This is a genomic window from Flavobacterium sp. (assembly GCF_027490375.1).
In the GTDB taxonomy this organism is placed as follows: domain Bacteria; phylum Bacteroidota; class Bacteroidia; order Flavobacteriales; family Flavobacteriaceae; genus Flavobacterium.
The window spans coordinates 83,535-102,074 of record NZ_JAIXYH010000059.1; the positions used below are offsets into that span (position 1 = coordinate 83,535).

The window sequence follows — 18,540 nt, forward strand, 5'->3', positions numbered from 1 at the left end:
TTTATGGTTCTAAGGTGTCGCAGTGATAGTGCTTTGGTTCGGTTTTTTTCGGCGGAATGGTAATCATTCCTTTATTTTTCTCTTCCAAAAGTTGACTAAAAATCTTCCCTTTGTCGGCATACATTTGCAAACGAAGTTTTTCAGCTTGTTCGCGATCGAAGTAAATAGTTCCGTCAATCAAGGTTTTTTCTGCCTTAGCGTAAACCGAAAGCGGATTTTCAGACCATAAAACCAAATCGGCATCTTTTCCTACCTTAATACTTCCCACGCGATCGTCGATATGGAGCATTTTCGCCGGATTTAATGTCACAAATTTCCAAGCATCCTCTTCACTCACACCGCCGTATTTCACTGCTTTTGCTGCTTCTTGGTTCAGTCGGCGCGACATTTCCGCATCGTCTGAATTAAATCCAACCAAAACACCTTGTTTGTGCATCAAAGCGCCGTTGTATGGGATGGCGTCGTTAACTTCAAATTTGTATGCCCACCAATCAGAGAAGGTAGAAGCTGCCGCGCCGTGTTTTTTCATCTCGTCGGCTACCTTATATCCTTCCAAAATATGCGTAAACGTATTCACTCTGAAATTGTATTTCTCTGCCAAATTCATCAGCATCAATATTTCTGATTGTACGTACGAGTGGCAGGTAATAAAGCGTTTTCCGTCGAGAATTTCTACTAGAGTCTCTAGTTCAGCGTCTTTTCTTGGAGCTAAGCCTTTGTTTTTGGAAGCGCGGTAATCGGCCCATTCCTTTTTATACGCCACCGCTTTATCGAAATAATAGGCGAAAGTTTGCTCAACGCCCATACGCGATTGCGGGTAGCGCGACGGATTTTGAATGCCCCAATTGCTTTGCTTCACATTTTCACCTAAGGCAAATTTGATGAATCCCGGCTGGTTTGGAAACAATAAGTTTGCGGCATTTTCGCCCCATTTTAATTTTATGATTGCCGATTTTCCGCCAATCGGATTCGCGGAGCCGTGCAAGAGTTGCGATGTAGTTACGCCACCAGATAAATTCAAATAGATGTTTAAATCGGTTGCATCGACCACATCTTGTATGCTTACTTCGGCACTAGAGTTATGGCCGGCTTCGTTTACGCCGCTAGAAACAGCAATGTGTGAGTGTTCGTCGATGATGCCGCTCGTTAAATGTTTGCCTGTTGCATCGATTACTTTTGCAGTGCTCGCGGCTAAATTTTTTCCAACGGCTTTAATTTTTCCGTTGCTTACCAAAACATCTGTTTCAGTGAGTATGCCTTCTTTTTCATTGGTCCAAACGGTAGCATTTTTAAACAACAGGTCTTCTTTCGTTGCTTTACTAGTAAGACCGTAAGCGCCGTTAGGGAAACGCGCCGGCAGTACTTCGTAAGGTTTTGGTGCTTTTTCAGGAGTTGCTTTTTCTGCGGCAGCTGTTTTTTGTAGTGAAAAAGGTACTGTTTTATTATCGAGTAAAACCGCTGTTCCGGCTATATTTTCGGCATTTACTACGTTTGCCGATAGTCGATTAAAATTCGTGGTAAGCGAGTCGGCAGGTTTTAACAACAGTTGCAAACGGTCGCGTGAATAGCTAAGTTTGGAGTTGTATTTAACGCCGGCCAAGTCGGTAACTTCCGAATGTGCTGCTGCCGTAGTTCCAGTGATTTTTACCGTAAATTCCTGATTGTTCATACTGAGTTTGTACGTACCGCGAATGTCGATTTGTTTGCGATCTGCCAGCACGTAGGGAACTCCTTGCGTGTACGTTTCATACCAAACGGTTTCAGGCGTAAATAGCGGACCGTTAGCAACGATGAAATTTGCCTGTTTGCCTGCAGCAATGCTTCCCATTTTCGAATCCAATCCCACTAATTTTGCAGGTGTAATCGTTAGAGCGTCAAGTGCTTGGTCTGGACTTAGTCCGTAAAGTATTGCTTTTTGAACATTAGTTCTAAACTCGTCGGCTTTTTTCAAATCGGCCAAAGTAAAGGCAAACGGAATGTTGTTTTTTGCCAAGGTAGCCGGATTTGCAGGCGCTTGATTCCAATAGAGTAAGTCAGAAAAATCGATTTGGTTGGCGAGGTTTGCATCAGAAACATCGTATGCTTCGGGGAACGACAACGACGTGATCACTGCAGTTTGTGCTTTTTTCAAATCGTCCACAATTAAATAATCCGTTCCGTTGGTTTTAACTATGGTTTTAAATCCGAATTCTTGTTGAAGTTTTAAGGCACGAAGCGCACTTTGATGATCGCGTACTTCGAATATTTTAGGAAGCAACAACTGTTCGTTAAACGCCTGTAAGTCGGCATCTTGAATACCGTTATTTTTCGCCCAAAGCGCGTCGTTATAGAACTGACGTAGCAAAGCAATACTTCCCATCAGCGAGGTCGGATACGATTGTATGGCTGCTGCACTGCGGTCGAAGCTATAAAAAGTAGCTGCTTTTGGATTGAGAATGCGTTTGGCTGAGTTTTCGAGCAGTAAAGAAATGGCAGTTCCGGTACCGCGTGCGATGCCGTCGCGTTGATGTGTAACTACTGTTGAGAATCCATTCTTTAAAAACGACTCTGCTTTCTCTGAATCAAAATTAAACAGCGACACGGCTTGCTGATGCGCTTTGATGTTGTCGTTCCAGTAAAAGCCTTTTGCCGGTAAATCGTAAACAGGTGAGTTGCGGTAGTTTGAATTGGGTTTTGATATTCCGAAATTGCTATAAATATCTATAAATGAAGGATAAACAGATAATCCTTGCAAATCTTCGACGAGGTAATTTTTAGGAACACTCAAATTTTGACCTACTGCTTTGATGATGCCATCCGAAACTAAAATTGTGGCATTCTCAAGCAATTGTCCGTTTCCTGTGTAAACTTTACAATTTGTAAATGCTTGATTTTTTGTGGTTTGAACCTGAGTAGATTCGTTGTTGGGAAAGTAAATTTGACCGTGAAGTGCTACTGGCAGAAACAGCAGCAAAACCTTTAATTTTTTAAACATACTGTAAGATTATCGACCAAATTTAGTAAAATACGGTTGAGTGACCTTGTTAAATGATAAATCTGCTTGAAAACTTCTCTTTTTTAATATTTACGGTTTTTCCGTAAAATTATTTTTCAGCACCTTTTTACCTTCGCTGCATCTAAGCCTAATTGTTTGAATATATGCCTTTAGTTAAAATTTACGGAAGTGCCGTTTTTGGTGTCGATGCAACCACTATTACTGTTGAAGTCCACATGGACAAAGGAATTGGCTACCATTTGGTTGGTTTACCCGACAGTGCCGTCAAAGAAAGTAGTTACCGCATTGCTGCTGCGCTGAAGAATTCGGGCTATAATTTTCCGGGAAAGCGAATAACTGTGAATATGGCACCAGCCGATTTACGCAAGGAAGGATCGGCCTACGACTTAACCCTGGCAATCGGAATTTTAATCGGTTCTGGGCAGTTACAAGCGTCTGAAATCGAACAATTTATCGTCATGGGCGAATTGTCTTTAGACGGTAGTTTACAGCCCATTCGCGGCGCACTGCCCATTGCCATCAAAGCAAAAGCCGATGGATTTAAAGGTTTTTTACTTCCGATACAAAATGCTGCAGAGGCGGCTATCGTTGCTGGTTTTGATGTGTATGGCATTTCTAATTTGTCGGAAATTGTTGGTTTTCTTTCCGGACAACTCAGTTTAACGCCTCAGCAACCTCAAATAGCTGTACCCCAAGAGCACGAATTGGAACGCGATCTCGATTTTGCAGATGTAAAAGGACAGGAAGGAATTAAGCGTTGTATGGAAATTGCTGCTGCAGGCGGACACAACATCATTTTAATTGGCCCACCCGGATCGGGAAAAACGATGCTTGCCAAACGGTTGCCTTCTATTTTACCTGAAATGAGTTTGCAAGAAGCGCTCGAAACCACAAAAATTCATTCGGTGGCGGGAAAGGTAAAGTCGGCAGGATTAATTTCGAGACGACCTTTTCGGAGTCCGCACCACTCGTGCTCGTCGGCGGCTTTGGTTGGTGGCGGTAGTTTTCCACAGCCTGGAGAAATTTCTTTGGCGCATAACGGCGTTTTGTTTCTCGACGAATTACCCGAATTTAAACGCGAAGTTCTCGAAGTGATGCGCCAACCTTTAGAAGATCGTGAGGTTACGATTTCGCGTGCCAAATTTACAATCACGTATCCAGCGTCGTTTATGTTGGTGGCCAGTATGAATCCGAGTCCGGGAGGGTATTTTAACGATACCAACGCTGTGGTGAGTAGTTCTACCAATGAAATGCTGCGGTATATGAGCAAAATTTCGGGTCCGTTACTCGATCGAATCGATTTACATATTGAAGTTAGTCCGGTTCCTTTTGAAAACCTGTCGGATAAACGACCCGCAGAAAGTAGCGCAGCCATTCGCGAACGCGTACGTATGGCGCGAGAACGGCAGCACAAGCGTTACGAATCGGTAATTGACGTGCATTACAACGCGCAAATGTCGACTCGTTTGATCCGCGAATTTTGTGCACTCGATGAGTCGAGCCTGTATTTGCTGAAATCGGCTATGGAACGATTAAACTTATCGGCACGTGCTTACGATCGTATTCTGAAAGTTGCGCGTACGATAGCCGATTTAGACGGATCAGAACAAATTGCACCGATGCACATTGCTGAAGCGATTCAATACCGCAGTCTCGACCGTGAAGGCTGGTTGGGCTAAATGGAAATTAGGTTCGTTTGATGAGGTTTCGAAAAGCAAACAACGGAGAGCAAAGCAATCGGGAACAACAATAGGAGTTTTTTTGGCGGCAGAATTTTACTGAAGTTGCGATCAGTTTTGGAAAAACGATTTTAAAAAATCGGCGTTTTGAGTAGCCAAGTCTGTAAAACGCGTTCGATAGTTCCCTTTAAAATGGGTTTCGATACGTAGTCGTTCATGCCGGCTTCCAAACAACGATCGCGTTCATCTTTTACAGTTCCGGCAGTAAGCGCAATAATCGGAACTTTTTCAAACCGTTTAATGTTTCTTATGGCGTGAGTGGCTTCGTAACCGTTTAACTCCGGCATTTGGATGTCCATAAAGATAAAATCGAAGTTTTGTTCCGCACAGCGATTTACCGCAATGGCGCCATTTTCAGCTTCGACCAGATTGGCATTAGGTAACATTTGCTTCAAAATAGTTTTAATAAGCAACATATTCACCTTGTTGTCTTCAACCAACAGAATTTGAAGGTTCTCATTCGCTAAAGAATCGAGCGATTCTGGAACAACAGGATTTTCAACTACAGTCGGTTTTTCTACGATTTCGATTACTTGTGGCTTGGCAATCTTTACTTGAAGATCGAAATAAAATGTACTTCCGTGATTTATTTCGCTGATGACGTGAAGTTTGCTGTTCATCAAGCCTAAAAGTTGGTTTGAAATACTCAATCCTAAGCCGGTTCCGCCAAATTTTCGTGTCGTAGAATTGTCTTCTTGCGAAAAAGCTTTGAATATTTTGTCTCGGTTTTCTTGTCGAATTCCAATTCCGGTATCGGCAACCTGAAAACGTAACTTGTGTCGGCATGTTTCGCTGGCCTCGAGTGAAATGATTCGAAATGATATGGATCCTTCATTGGTAAACTTCACAGCATTTCCGAGCAGGTTGATAAGAATCTGCTTTAAGCGAACAGAATCTATTTCAATAGATTGCGGCACCTCAGCGTCGATGTCTATGATAAAGTCGAGTTCTTTCTGATTGGCTTCATAAGAAATCAAATCCCGCACTTGGTCGACCATTTCCCGCACATCGGTCGGATGGAAGTCGAGGTCTAATTTTCCTGCTTCGATCTTTGAAAAATCCAAGATGTCGTTAATGACATCGAGTAGGGAAGAGGCCGATTGATTGATGGTTGCCATGTACTGCTTTTGTATGTCTTGCAGATTGGTTTTCATCAGTAAATCGGTAAATCCGATAATGCCGTTGAGTGGCGTTCGAATTTCGTGCGACATATTAGCGAGGAATTCCGACTTTGCTTTGTTGGCAGCTTCAGCAAAATCACGTGCTTCCAAAGCCAACTCGGTTTGTTTCCGACCACTAATGTCGATGATAATCGATTCGATGAAATGTACCGTCGAATTAATTTCAATAACTCCACCGTATTCCTCTACCCAAATGTAATCGCCGTTTTTCTTACGCAAACGGTACGTGACGCAAAAAACAGTTTTTTCAGCGACAGCTTTATTAATTTCATTGTTGATTTCTGTCAAATCATCGGGATGGCATAAGTCGGTTATTTTTAAACCGTTTCGTAAAAAATCATCTTTACTGTATTGGCTAAGAGTTGTAATATGATCGTTGATAAAGGCAATCGGTCGGTCGCTACTATTTCGTGCCAGGTAAATGGTTCCGGGCATGTTTGTAGCTAACAACTTAAATTTCTCTTCCGATTCGTAGATCAGGCGCTCGGCTTCATAGCGTTCCAGAGCGTTACTAATGTTATTGGCTAAAGTTTGAAAAATCGAGATTTCGTCTTCAGTCCATTCGCGTTCTTTACTGCAATCGTCGAAACCAATGAAGCCAGAGAAAAGTCCGTTCTTAAAAATGGGAAGTATTAAAATCGATTTGATTTCATTCTGCAACAGCACAGTTTTGAGGAATCCATCTTCCATTTGTTCTGGATAGGACTGGTAAATCTCGTTGCGCTTCAGCGGTTCGGTGATCTCCTTTAAATTTTGGTGCGTGAACTTTTGGACTGGCGTAATCTGTAACGTTATTCCGGGTCGTCCCCACTTGTACGTTTGCGAAATTAAGTTTGAAACGGGATCGTTTCCATAGAAATAAATATGATCGGCATCAGTTGTTTTTCCGATGATTTCGAATGTTTGGGCAAACATATCTTCGGCGTTCTTGTTGTTCAAGAATACTTCGGTACACTTTGCCATAGCGGTTAGTAGGTCGGAGCGATACGCCAACTTTTCCTCGATATCTTTCCGCAGTTGCGCTTCGATTGCCAACGAGATGATGTCGGAAACCGAGCGTATAAAAGCAATATCTTCGTTATCGAACACGTGCTTGGTAATGGTTTCGAAGCACAGTACACCAACGATTTTTCCGTTTCGAATAATCGCCGCGTCAAGGAGCGATTTGATATTTTTTTCTTTCAAATACTTATCACGAAAATCGATCGTATGTGCATTGGTTAAGGCATCGTTTGCAATGATTAGATTGAGTTGTTCGAGTGCTTGAAAGTAATTGGGTGCTTGTGCTCTTGTGATGGTCCAACCTTTTGAAAACGAATTCGTTTCGGCTTCAAACAGACATTGGCACGTTATTTTTTGCGAAGTGAAATCCCAGTAACTCACGTGCTGTACGTTAGCTTCTTGCGATGCTTTTCTAAGAATAAATTGCAATATGGCAGTCAGATTTTTGTGCCGTAAGTAATTGTTCAGCGAAAGCTTAGTGATTGTTTGGCTGTAGCGTTCTATTTTTTGCTGACGCAGAATTTCACTGTCTTGAATACGTTTTAAATCGGTAATGTTTCTTGCAATTCCTGAATAGCCAATAACTTTTCCGCTCACATCGCGTCGGATGGTGATTTTCTGACTGATCCAAATTTCATCGCCGTTCTCGTTGATGATGGGAAGTTCAATAGTGGGGAATGTTGCATCCGAGTCGACCAGATAGTCGTAAAAGTGCGACATCTTTTTTCGGTAATCGGCTCGAATGTACTGTGTGTATTTTTTGCCGATAACTTTTTCTTTTGTTGCGCCTAGTAACCGAAGTGCAAAAGCATTCAAGAAGGTAATATTTCCTTGGTTATCTACTTCAAAAATGGCATCGATAGCATTTTCAATAAGCGTTTGAAATTTATTTTGGATGTCTATTTCACTAGTTACGTCTTGCCCAATTCCGATTATTAAGTTGTCGTCGTATTTTTTATCTTTCCATTGAATGATTTTTGTGGTTCCGTCGGCGCACTTTAACTTTCTCAAATACAATCGCTCGTCGATGTAGTTATCGTGATAACGCGCGCCAATGAATTCGGGATCTTCGGTAAGTCGCCAGAAATTCATACCCATAACTTCTTCAGGTTGATAACCTAAAATGGTTTTTATCGCATCGTTTGCATATACAATCTCACCTTCAATGTTTGTTCCTAATACTAAAGACAATCCCTTATTTACAATTGCGTCTGCGAAAAGCAAACCATTCACAGAAGCAGCCTGTTCTTTACTGCGTAGGTATTGAATGATGGTTATTCCGAGAAAGGTAAAAAGCGATATAATCAACTTTTCTTCCGAAAGAGATCCAAGAAGATACAAACAGGTAAAGCTGGCCGAAAGGAAAAAAAGAAGAATAACGTGAATTTTCGTATTTCGAAAAATAAACGGCGCGCCTAAAATTACAGCTAATAAGGTTCCGAAATTGAGCAGGCTGTTGCCGTTTGTGGTAAAATTGTAAATGTATAAGCTCAATAAAACTACATACGCTAGTCTGGTAAACGACTTGATAAAAACATTGGTTTGTGGCCGAACATACATGACTAAACTGAACGCCAGCAGCAATACGCCAAAACTGAGATTTACTATAAATTGATAAGTTGGGCGTAGCGAAAACAGGTAAAGAAAAATTTCGCCTCCACTTATGAGCGCGCCAAATAGAATGTTATAGGTTTTAAACCGACTAAAATCTTGCTTCTTTCTTTTGAGTTTAAATACCGGTTTATCAAGCTTGATTAAATTCTTGATTAATAAGTACGAAATCACACACATTGCTAAATACAATGGCACAATTTCCCACCAATTATCTACGGTATTTGTATTCAAGCTCTAAAAATTATGCGTAAAAGTTACAAATTTTAACAGTATTTAGCAATTGTCAGTATAAAAAAAGCTGCCCAATTAGGCAGCTTCATTTTTATTTTCGTTGTGTATATTAGTATGAGTCCTCTCCAATCTGCGATAATTCATCAACATTTTCGATTCCAACTGCCAATTTATAAATATTGTATTGCAACGCATTTATAAGAGACATGGTAAAGAATATACCGATACATAAGCCAATCACACCAAGTATTGCGATAATTCCAACAACAATTATAAGAAATAAAACCGTGAAGAATTTTCTTCCGCAAACAGATATACTTGCTTTGATAGCTTCTATTGCATCTAATTTCCCAAAAATGATGAAAGGAATAGAAATAAATGTAAGTAAAGATAATAGGGTTGATAAGGTACCTGCAATAAATGTACTTATAGAATCTGTTTGAGTAGACAATAGTTGACCAACAATCGATAATCCTTGAGATGCTAAGTTAATTATAACAGCACTTAATATTAAGTCTTTGAGATGTACACTTTTGAAGTGTTCAAATGCTGTGTTAAAAGAGTAATCCTCTCCGCTGTCGGCATTGTGCGCAATTTGAATTAATCCGGCAGTAATGGGTGTAAATAGTGCTGCTACAATAACTGTAAAAATCAAGGTCAACAACATTAGCGGTGTCTGATTGTCGAGTGATTGCAGATTAACTAACTCTTGGGCTATGTTTGTAGTCCCAAAAATTAACACAAAAAGACCTCCATAAATAGTAGCTCCTACAATTCCCAACAAGATTAATATTCCACCGGTGAGCAAGGCAATTTTTTTCCAGGTATTAAAAGTTTGCTCAAGAGCTTCTCCAAAACTTAGTTGGATGGGTTGATTAGCGTCGAATTTACTCATAAAAAATTAGTGTTAGTTGTTAATTAATTCCAAATATCGGTTTATTAGTAGCAATTTCCGAAGCTTTGTTTCAAAATAATTTCAACAATTTTTTCAAGGTTGTGAGTTTTCCTTTATAAGGCGGATACCGAAGAGGAATATCCAGCCACGAACCTCGACGAACAATCGGCTTTCTATGCGAAAAAGTCTCGAAAGAATATGCACCGTGATAGGTACCATATCCCGACTCGCCAACACCGCCAAAAGGCAACTTATTGTTGGTAAACTGAACCAAAGTATCATTAATACAAATTCCACCAGCGGAGTACTGTCTCGTATATTGGTCGATAAAAACTTCCGAATTCGAAAAAATGTAAAAAGCAAGTGGTTTTTCAAGTCGCGTGAGCCATCTCTCGAGTTCTTGTTGCGAACGATACGGAATAATCGGCAAAATGGGTCCAAACAATTCGTCGGTCATGATCGAACTGTTTTCATCCGATACCGCTACTAGAGTAGGTTCGATATACAAATCGAATTCGTCGGTCCGACCGCCGTGTAAAATCTCAACACCTGTTTCGAGATAATTACTCAAACGCAAAAATTGCCGTCTATTCACAATGCGTCCATAATCCGGATTACTTTGAATAGAATCTCCAAGCATTCGTTTGATCTCAGCTTTAAGACGATCTACTAAAGCATCTGATATTGAACTGTCTACCAACAGAAAATCGGGTGCTATGCAGGTCTGCCCGTTGTTTAGAAACTTGCCCCAGACAATCCGGCGGGCGGCCAATTCTAAATCAGCTGAGCCATCAACAATACACGGATTTTTTCCGCCCAGCTCTAAGGTTATCGGCGTCAGATGTTTTGCTGCCGCTTGTGCAACCAGTTTACCGGTATGAACGCTGCCTGTGAAAAAAATGTAATCCCAACGTTTCGCGAGTAAATCGGCTGCAATTGCTGCATCGCCTAATACGGCAACAGCCTGCTTTACATCAAAGTTCTCTCGAATGATCTTCGAGAGCAGCAAAGCTGTTTTTGGCGCGTATTCTGAAGGCTTTAGAACAATGCTGTTTCCTGCTGCTAGAGCAGATATCAATGGAACCATCGACAATTGAAACGGGTAGTTCCATGGGGCTATAATTAATACTTTTCCATAAGGTTCGGCAAGCAAATAATCGCGCGACGGAAAATTAATAAGCGCCGGACTAACCCAACGTTTTTTACTCCATTTCGGGAGTTTTTTTATCGTTTCGGACAAAACCGCATGCACATAACCAATTTCTGTAGCAAAGGCTTCAAATTCCGATTTTTTTAGATCGGCATGTAATGCAGCTACGATTTCCGATTCATGTTTTTCAAGATAGTTGCGAAGCTGTTCTAGTTTTGCAATGCGTTCCGATATCGATGGATTAAAAGAATGTTTCATACACTACAATATACCAAATCGAGAACCGATGAAAAAGTCGGCTTGCTTTGAATCGTTCGACAAGGCAGTCAGTATCGAATTAGAGCCTAAGAAAAATCCGCCCAAACGCAATCCTAAACCGGCGGTAGTTCCACTAATTTCATTAAAATTCACGGGTATAAAACCTTCAAACATTCCCGTGGTAAATCGCGGCGTAATGGAAAGCATATTCTGCGACAAAATTTGATCGTTTGCTCCCTCATCGTTCAGGCGTTGTACCATAAAAAGAGTCACCGAAAGCTTGCTAATGATCTGGTAGTCGGCATATAAGTTTAAAATTGTTGGTAATTTCACTTTAAAATCGCGCGATTCGTTTTCCAGCGTAAAGTCAACGCCATTTGCACCGTTGTTCGCAATCAATATGTTTTCGATATCACGCAGACCGTCAATCGATTCGAACTGGTTTAAATCTAATCCCAGTCCGTTAACCGGATTAGCATCGTTCACGGAAAGCGAATACGTTCTCGTTGCATTGTTGTCATCTTTAAAGGTCATGCTTCCAATGTTACAAACTGAAGCACCTACTTTTAATTTGTACTTATTGTTAGCGCCTTTCCATTGGTAATCCACACCGATGTCGGTAGCTACACCATTCAAACCTCCCCAAAGGGAACTAAAGTAGTCGCTCGCATCGGTAAATTCGTTAGCGAGTGAGCCCGAATAAGCAATGTTTAGTTGAGCTGCCGCGTTGTTTAAACGAACGTCGCCTGCCGTATTGGTTATGGTTCCTTGAAAAGCCGACATCCCCAAGTTTGCATAGCTTCCTGGAAACAAGAGTTTTAAGGAAATACCTGCGTTAATTTGATGATTTTTCTTGTCGTATAATTTACGGGCAGCACTAAGAGCAAGTTCGCCCCACACCGTACCCGTAATCCGTTGGTTTTCGCTGTTCGAAATGGTACTGGCACCTAAAATACTATTTAGGGCACTGTTGGTTAAGGCATCTCCCAATTCGGTATTAACATTGCTAATGTTTGCCCGAATGTGCGAACGTGTAGCTACGCCAAAACCCCAGCCAAAAGCACTAAAGCCTGCACTTGGCCCCATTATTTGCGTGTTAATGTCAAAATCAACAGCTTCTCCTCCAGCAAAAATTAGGTCTTCAACATTTTTTCCCTCAATTAAATCTGAGAAGCCCACTTTGTTATTGCTAGCATCAAGGCTAAATGCAAACAGCTGAATGTCAACGGTTCGGAATAAGTTTGCGAGTTCTGATGGATTCGCGCCGGCATTTAAAATTCCTACGCGTCTCGAAGACGAAAAGCCCGAAAAATGCTCTTGAGCATAAGAAAATGAGCATGCGCAGCAAAGAGCAGAAAAGATAATTTTTTTCATAATCAAGTCAGTTAGTTGGTTAAAGATAGAAAACTAATTTCATTTTTATCAGATTCTCTATTTAAAATAGTCGAGTTTTTAGCACTCATTGCTTCGTTATTTGGGCAGCCCCCACAAAAAAACGTCCGTACGGAAGGCAACTGCACGTGGGGCCGCGTCGTCGCTCATACTCCTCGCCCTGCGCCCGAACCCCGGACGCAGGGCTGTGGGGTAATCCGCTCTGCCGCTGCTGCGAAATACGTTGCCAACGTTCGCTGGAAATTACCTGCGAATCGCCCGTTTTTTGGATTAATAAACCAAAACCTGAATTCGATTAAAACTAGAAATCATAGTACAGCTTACCAATCATCTAAAATCAACAAGCGTATTTAAAATCAAAACGTTTTAAAAGGGATAAATCAACCCACTCTGCGAGAGTTTAAAACCCTCGCAGAGTCGGTTGGCCGTTATTCTTGCGGTTATCTCTAAAAATGCAACAGTTTGCACAACCGAAGAATTTTTACAGCTGATGATATCGACTATTTGTTGACCTTTGCAGGGGATGAAAACTAAAACCAACATAAAACTTCCGCTAACAACGGAAGAGAAGGCCAGTTTGAGACAGCAAAAAATCAGAATTGCTGACCTGGCTGGTTATGCAACCTATCAAATAGAAGCAATTCTACAAGTACCTACCGCAAGAGCTAAAGAAATTTATGCTTTGGCAACCTTTCAAAGTATTCCATCAATAGGTATCAAGTTTGCCGAGGATTTAGTATTTCTGGGCTTCTATTCACTTGATGAATTCAGAGAAAAAGATGGTGCTAAACTTTTCGATGCCTACGAACAAAAAGTAGGCTATTGGGTAGATCCCTGCGTAGAAGATCAATTTAGACTAATCGTGTATTTTGCAAGAACTTTCGACACCACAAAAACCTGGTGGGATTTCACCGATGACCGAAAAAAGTTTCGCGCAGAACACGGCTATCCCAGAAACCGACCTCAAAAAGCTTGGTTTGAAGTTTTTGGAAATGAGTAAGAAGAAAAATAGAAGTTTTTTATTGCGATAACCGAAAATCAACGGCTGATCTGTCGCTATCATCCTGGATGAAATGAATCTAACTCTTACTGCAATGTCCTCTTTTTTGAAAAGTCGAGAAAATATAGTTTCTTAGCGATTTACTAAAGTTTGTTTCGCAAAGCCGAGCTAACTTTGAATTTTAATTAGATTAAAATTATAAGTTATGAAATTTTTCTTAAGACTAAAGCATTGGCAGTTGTTTTTACTGCAGTTCGCAATTCCTTTTTGTTTCTATATCATTTTGACTTTCACATTCATTTTTACAAGAAACTTCACTATCATGTTTAGTGTATTTCCATTTTTAATGTTGGTAGTTCTATTTTTTCTCCACGGATGGATCTTTACTTCTGTGGTTAATTTACATCGAAAATTGCCCGAAACAAGTTCACTGCGTTTGAATCGTTTCAAGTTCTTTTTCTTCTTTCCATTGGTTTACATTTTAGCTTTATTTTCTTTAATGGGAATAGTGTTTAGCGGCGATTTGCGTGTATTCGAATTATTGCCAGCTGGAGCAGTTCTTCTAATTATTCTTATACATCTGTTTGCCATTTTCTGTAACTTTTATTGTCTTTATTTCTTTGCAAAATCTTTGAAATCAGTTGAATTACAAAGAGAAGCTCGTTTTAACGATTATGCGGCCGAGTTCTTTTTACTTTGGTTTACTTTCGTTGGGATTTGGATTATACAGCCGCGAATAAATAAAATCTTTGATCCGAGTGCTGCTGCGGTAAATCATGCAGAATTAGGTCAATAATTTTTGAGTTTTGCAGTTAGGATTACTTAAAGGCTGTCATGCACTTATGTTTGAGTGTTTTTAATTTAAACGATCATTGTTATGAAAACAAAAGCATTTGTTTTGTTGGGTTGTGTGCTTTTTCTGAATAGTTGTAAAAAGCAAGAGACTAAGACACAAGACGATTTTCTAATGGAAACAAAAAAATCGACGGATAAGAAATTTCCATCGGTACAAAGTCTAGAAAATTACAAACAAACAAAGGTTTTAGCAACTTTAGAAGATTCTCTGCAACAGGGTTTTAACTCGGTTTACTGCGTCTCACTTTTATATGCTTGGGATGAGCTCAAGAAAACGCTTAACGAGCCTATTGTTGTTGATCCGAAAGCAACGGAGCTATCAGCTTTAAATCGTTCGAAGTCACAGCAAGATGTACGTAGTAGGAAAGATGTTACCTTCACAACTGATTTTAATGATTTTGGAGTAAAAGTGTTTGCAAACTTTAAAAAATCTTTGCCATTTGCGTATGAATTTATAGATTTCAATACCGAATATTATCGTGAAAAAGAACGATTGAAATTCAATAATACTGCGGTCGAATCTTTCGGAACCATTGGATATTATTTCCCAGTAACTACTAGCACAGAAGTTTTGTTTTATAGCTCCGACAATGATTTTGCAATTAAGCTAAAACCAAGAGATTACAGGCATGAAATCGTCCTTTATATGCCAAATAAAAGATATAAATCGATGGAAAGCTTGCTGTCCGATTTCGAGTTGAAACTACAGCAAGGTCTTAAAGAAAAGAGCGACAAGGAAAAAGCATGGAAGTTTGAAATAAATGGTGAAGACGAGTTATTTATACCAAAAATCAGATTCAATATTGCAGCCAATTTTAGTAAGCTCATAGGTTCTAGATTTTTGGCCCGTGGTAAAACTTATTTTTTGAAAGAAGTTACCCAACAGAATGCTTTCTTTCTCGATCAAACAGGGGCAGGAATTGAGTCGATTGTTGAAATGGAAGCGCCCGCGTGCGAAGAAGCTCTAGCGAAAATCCCGCCAAAGCAAAAGCTGCATTTTGATAAACCTTTTTTCTTGATGATAAAGAAGAAAGCAAGCAAGCGACCTTATTTTGCGTTATGGGTTGCAAACACTGAGCTATTAGTGAAAGAATAGCGAAATAGCTACCATGGTTCACACGCGCTCCAGAAATTTGCCCGAAATACGCTTGTCGAAGGCTAACCGTAAGTATCAAGATGGGAGTATTAAGTATTAAAACTTTGATAAGATCACCACTTCATGTATCATCTTTCCGCCCGAACCCACGTATCGTGGGTGCCTGAGCTTGTCGAAGGAGTAAGTTTTTTAGAAGTTAGAAGCTAGACACGAGTCCCGATAGCTATCGGGATAGACTCGATGAATTCACCACTTTAAGTATCGTTTTGCCCAACTGAACCCGCGTATCGTTGGTGCCTGAGCTTGCCGAAGGTTGGTGCGATTTTTTGGTGGCTTGACACGTTCTGTGTTTTTCTCAACGGTACCTTATTGCCCAAAATTCTGTGAGGTTCAGTGTTTTCTGTGCGATTAAAAAGCTGGGTACGTGAGCTCGTCGAAGGCGGAATTTTGATGCGTTCACCACTTGACGTGTCTTTTTTGGGAAGTTAGAAAATAGAAGTTAGAAGTTAGACTGCGCGACGTTTACTATTTAACGTATCATCTTCCCACCCGAATCCACGTGTCGTCGCCTGGAGCCTCAGCCTGTCGATTTTTGGTGCCTGAGCTTGTCGAAGGCCAATCTTTCAATCTTTCAATCTTTCAATCTTTCAATCTTTTAATTTTTTAATCTTTCAATCTTTTAATCTTTTAATTTTTTAATCTTTTAATTTTTTAATCTTTTAATCTTTGCGAAGCTCCCTCCGTCTGTACGCTATAGTCCGCAAAAAATACCGTTTGTTCACTTTGCAGGTTTTGGGCTTCTTGGGTCGCCCGCACCTACAGGTTCACAATACGGTATTTTTCTTACGGGCTGCCGCTTCCATCCGGGCTAGGAAATACGTTACTAACGTTTGGTGGAAAAATATCTAAAAGCAGGTAGTTTTGGGTGGTTGCAACTGCTTACGTTTGCAAACAAAACCCAAATAATAATGCTGTTTTTTAAAATGTGTTTTTTGGAGATTTTAAGATTAAAAATAACGTTTTCGCTAAGAAATACAAATTTTTAGTTGGTTACGTTTTAGACTATAAATTTTGAAATGCCAACTACAAATTTAACATATCAAAAAAGCGAAATTTTTCCAATGCTTGCTAATTTAATAAAAACATGTTTTTTGCCATGTTTAAAGGGGTTTACTCAAAAATAGAATCGAAGTTTGATGTAAAAACTTTCGTATATTTGAGAGTTGGTAGCAATTTTATCAAGACACATTCCGTTTCAAAATTTGACAGAGAAAAGTAATGATAGAAACTATAAAATATACTTGTAGCTGTTGTGGGAAAGAACACGAAGAATGGCCAGCATTAGTTTATATTTCGCCTACAAACTATGACACATTATCAGAAGAAGACAAGAAAAATATTGGAGAGCTTGACACAGACTTTTGCGTTATTGCACACAGCGACCAAACAGACAGATTTATTCGCTGCACTTTGACACAAAAAGTTATTGACTATTGCGAAGACCTTGAATATGGACTTTGGGTTTCGTTGAGTGACAAAAGTTTCCAAGATTATTCAGACAACTTCAATAATGAAAATCACGAAACAAAATATTTTGGTTGGTTGAGTAATGACTTACCTGACTATGACTTTAGTGTCGGTAGTATTCCAACAACAGTTTTTACAAGGACAGGAAATAATCGACCAGAAATTGTTCCACATCAAGATTTTGACCATCCATTTGTAAATGACTATTACAATGGTATTACAAAGACAGAAGCCGAAAGACGAATAAAAGAAATGCTCAAAACAATTAGTAACAGAGACAGTAAGACAACACAAAGAAAACCTTGGTGGAAGTTATGGTAGTTTTTCGTCTCGGTGGACGAAAAACTGCTACCAACAAGAGGTTTTGTGCAAGTGTGGCTTGACGTAAGTAAGTTCAGCAGCAAATCAATATTGAGCAAAAGTTCCAGCTCGACAGAACGCTATTGAGCAAAAGAATAAATCATCAACTGAAACCTATAAATTTAGCTGACGTTTACAGGCAGACGGAATTCTATTCCCACACCTGCACAAAGCCTTGAACGTTATACGCAAAATTACAAATGAGCTACGTAATAAAAAGAGAAAACTTATTAATTGGTGATATATTACTGATTAAAACAAATGACAGAACTTGTGAAAAAATTAGAGAATATTCGAAAAGTAATTTTTCTCATGCTTTAATATACAGAGGAAATAGTTCGTGCTTAGAATCTAATGCTTTAGGTGTAGCATCAGTAAATCCACAACGATTATTATTTCAAAATATTGATGATTTATGTGTACTTCGATTGAAGGATTTATCATTATTACCAAAATTAGAAATTGGATTAATAAATTCTAGTTCTAAAGTAGGAATGGGTTATTCTTCTAGAAGAGAGCTAATGAAATCATATTTAGAAACACTTGAAAAAGCCGAAGAAGAAAATAGACAATTTTGTACTCGTCTCGTTTCTCAGATTTATTTTGAGTCTGGTATAGATATTGTTCAAAATCCAGACTATTGCTCACCAAAAGATATTGAAAACAGCGAACTTTTAGAAAAAGTTGACGACATGCTTAAAGAAGCATCTCTACAAGAAATTGAGTTGGCTCAAGAAGAAAATAATATTTTATCAATTCAAACTGACGCACTTTTTACAATATTTGAAAAAATACGAGAAATTTCAAATGTTGATATTCAAACATTTGATCAAATTGACGATTTTCTTATTCAGAATCCAGAATTTGATGAAGCATTTAATACTATTGTTAAAGATTCCAAATATTTTGATTTAGGTAATCTTGAAAAAGAAAAAAATATTCTAATGTATAATCCGGAAACATTTTTGAAATATTATGGAGTTGAACAATGTGTTCAAGTTTCATTAAGTCAAATTCAAGGTGAAAAGCATAGAATAATAAATTTCTCTCTTGCAATCAAAAAGTATACTGAACTATATGATCAAACAAAACTTCAATATTTTAAATCTCACATTGATTGTTACATTCAAAATTTAGAATTATCTAAAGAAAGATTATTTGTGTGGGAAACAATCATAAATAAATTCTGCGTATAACAGCAGTAACCGTTGCACAACTATCATCTTTCGCCAAAATATAAAAATT

General features: G+C 39.3%; 11 protein-coding genes. 6 read left to right on the forward strand and 5 right to left on the reverse strand.

All coding sequences use genetic code 11. The features are described from left to right. Window position 1: 1 nt before the first annotated feature. On the reverse strand, window positions 2-2,974 hold the full coding sequence (locus Q0064_RS07690) for an amidohydrolase family protein (RefSeq protein WP_298146694.1): 2,973 nt from the start codon (window positions 2,972-2,974) through the stop codon (window positions 2-4). Window positions 2,975-3,138: 164 nt separating this feature from the next. Here Q0064_RS07690 and Q0064_RS07695 point away from each other — a divergent pair, with 164 nt between their 5' ends. Continuing rightward, the gene (locus Q0064_RS07695) at window positions 3,139-4,674 is read left to right on the forward strand and encodes a YifB family Mg chelatase-like AAA ATPase (protein WP_298146696.1); all 1,536 of its coding nucleotides are present in this window, start codon (window positions 3,139-3,141) and stop codon (window positions 4,672-4,674) included. Between the two features lie 131 nt (window positions 4,675-4,805). Here the strand turns inward: Q0064_RS07695 and Q0064_RS07700 are convergent, their stop codons facing one another. The 4 genes from Q0064_RS07700 to Q0064_RS07715 all read right to left on the reverse strand — a co-directional run bounded on the left by Q0064_RS07700 (window position 4,806) and on the right by Q0064_RS07715 (window position 12,439). Beyond that, window positions 4,806-8,762, reverse strand: a complete 3,957-nt coding sequence (locus tag Q0064_RS07700; RefSeq protein WP_298146699.1) for a PAS domain S-box protein — start codon at window positions 8,760-8,762, stop codon at window positions 4,806-4,808. 109 nt (window positions 8,763-8,871) lie between these two features. After that, a complete protein-coding gene (locus Q0064_RS07705; protein ID WP_298146702.1) occupies window positions 8,872-9,657 on the reverse strand; it encodes a hypothetical protein in 786 nt (261 codons plus the stop codon). Window positions 9,658-9,727: 70 nt separating this feature from the next. Next, window positions 9,728-11,065: an aldehyde dehydrogenase family protein gene (locus Q0064_RS07710; RefSeq protein ID WP_298146705.1), complete on the reverse strand. Its 1,338-nt coding sequence runs from the start codon at window positions 11,063-11,065 to the stop codon at window positions 9,728-9,730. A 3-nt stretch (window positions 11,066-11,068) separates the two neighbouring features. Continuing rightward, on the reverse strand, window positions 11,069-12,439 hold the full coding sequence (locus Q0064_RS07715; RefSeq protein ID WP_298146708.1) for a hypothetical protein: 1,371 nt from the start codon (window positions 12,437-12,439) through the stop codon (window positions 11,069-11,071). 541 nt (window positions 12,440-12,980) lie between these two features. Between Q0064_RS07715 and Q0064_RS07720 the strand changes: the two genes are divergently transcribed. From Q0064_RS07720 to Q0064_RS07740, 5 genes are all read left to right on the forward strand, one after another. Beyond that, window positions 12,981-13,457, forward strand: a complete 477-nt coding sequence (locus Q0064_RS07720) for a helix-hairpin-helix domain-containing protein (protein WP_298146711.1) — start codon at window positions 12,981-12,983, stop codon at window positions 13,455-13,457. A 205-nt stretch (window positions 13,458-13,662) separates the two neighbouring features. After that, on the forward strand, window positions 13,663-14,253 hold the full coding sequence (locus Q0064_RS07725) for a hypothetical protein (protein ID WP_298146714.1): 591 nt from the start codon (window positions 13,663-13,665) through the stop codon (window positions 14,251-14,253). 81 nt (window positions 14,254-14,334) lie between these two features. Then, window positions 14,335-15,408 (forward strand): hypothetical protein, encoded by a 1,074-nt coding sequence (locus Q0064_RS07730; protein WP_298146717.1) that lies wholly within the window; start codon window positions 14,335-14,337, stop codon window positions 15,406-15,408. 1,278 nt (window positions 15,409-16,686) lie between these two features. After that, a complete protein-coding gene (locus Q0064_RS07735; protein ID WP_298146721.1) occupies window positions 16,687-17,256 on the forward strand; it encodes a DUF2199 domain-containing protein in 570 nt (189 codons plus the stop codon). Window positions 17,257-17,495: 239 nt separating this feature from the next. Further along, the gene (locus Q0064_RS07740) at window positions 17,496-18,491 is read left to right on the forward strand and encodes a hypothetical protein (RefSeq protein WP_298146725.1); all 996 of its coding nucleotides are present in this window, start codon (window positions 17,496-17,498) and stop codon (window positions 18,489-18,491) included. Window positions 18,492-18,540: the final 49 nt, after the last annotated feature.

What these genes read in the sequence shown, in the direction of transcription:
- Q0064_RS07690 (WP_298146694.1), bottom strand. Translation starts at nt 2,974, where the DNA reads ATGTTTAAAAAATTAAAGGTTTTGCTGCTGTTTCTGCCAGTAGCACTT.
- Q0064_RS07695 (WP_298146696.1), top strand. Translation starts at nt 3,139, where the DNA reads ATGCCTTTAGTTAAAATTTACGGAAGTGCCGTTTTTGGTGTCGATGCA.
- Q0064_RS07705 (WP_298146702.1), bottom strand. Translation starts at nt 9,657, where the DNA reads ATGAGTAAATTCGACGCTAATCAACCCATCCAACTAAGTTTTGGAGAA.
- Q0064_RS07710 (WP_298146705.1), bottom strand. Translation starts at nt 11,065, where the DNA reads ATGAAACATTCTTTTAATCCATCGATATCGGAACGCATTGCAAAACTA.
- Q0064_RS07715 (WP_298146708.1), bottom strand. Translation starts at nt 12,439, where the DNA reads ATGAAAAAAATTATCTTTTCTGCTCTTTGCTGCGCATGCTCATTTTCT.
- Q0064_RS07720 (WP_298146711.1), top strand. Translation starts at nt 12,981, where the DNA reads ATGAAAACTAAAACCAACATAAAACTTCCGCTAACAACGGAAGAGAAG.
- Q0064_RS07725 (WP_298146714.1), top strand. Translation starts at nt 13,663, where the DNA reads ATGAAATTTTTCTTAAGACTAAAGCATTGGCAGTTGTTTTTACTGCAG.
- Q0064_RS07730 (WP_298146717.1), top strand. Translation starts at nt 14,335, where the DNA reads ATGAAAACAAAAGCATTTGTTTTGTTGGGTTGTGTGCTTTTTCTGAAT.
- Q0064_RS07735 (WP_298146721.1), top strand. Translation starts at nt 16,687, where the DNA reads ATGATAGAAACTATAAAATATACTTGTAGCTGTTGTGGGAAAGAACAC.
- Q0064_RS07740 (WP_298146725.1), top strand. Translation starts at nt 17,496, where the DNA reads ATGAGCTACGTAATAAAAAGAGAAAACTTATTAATTGGTGATATATTA.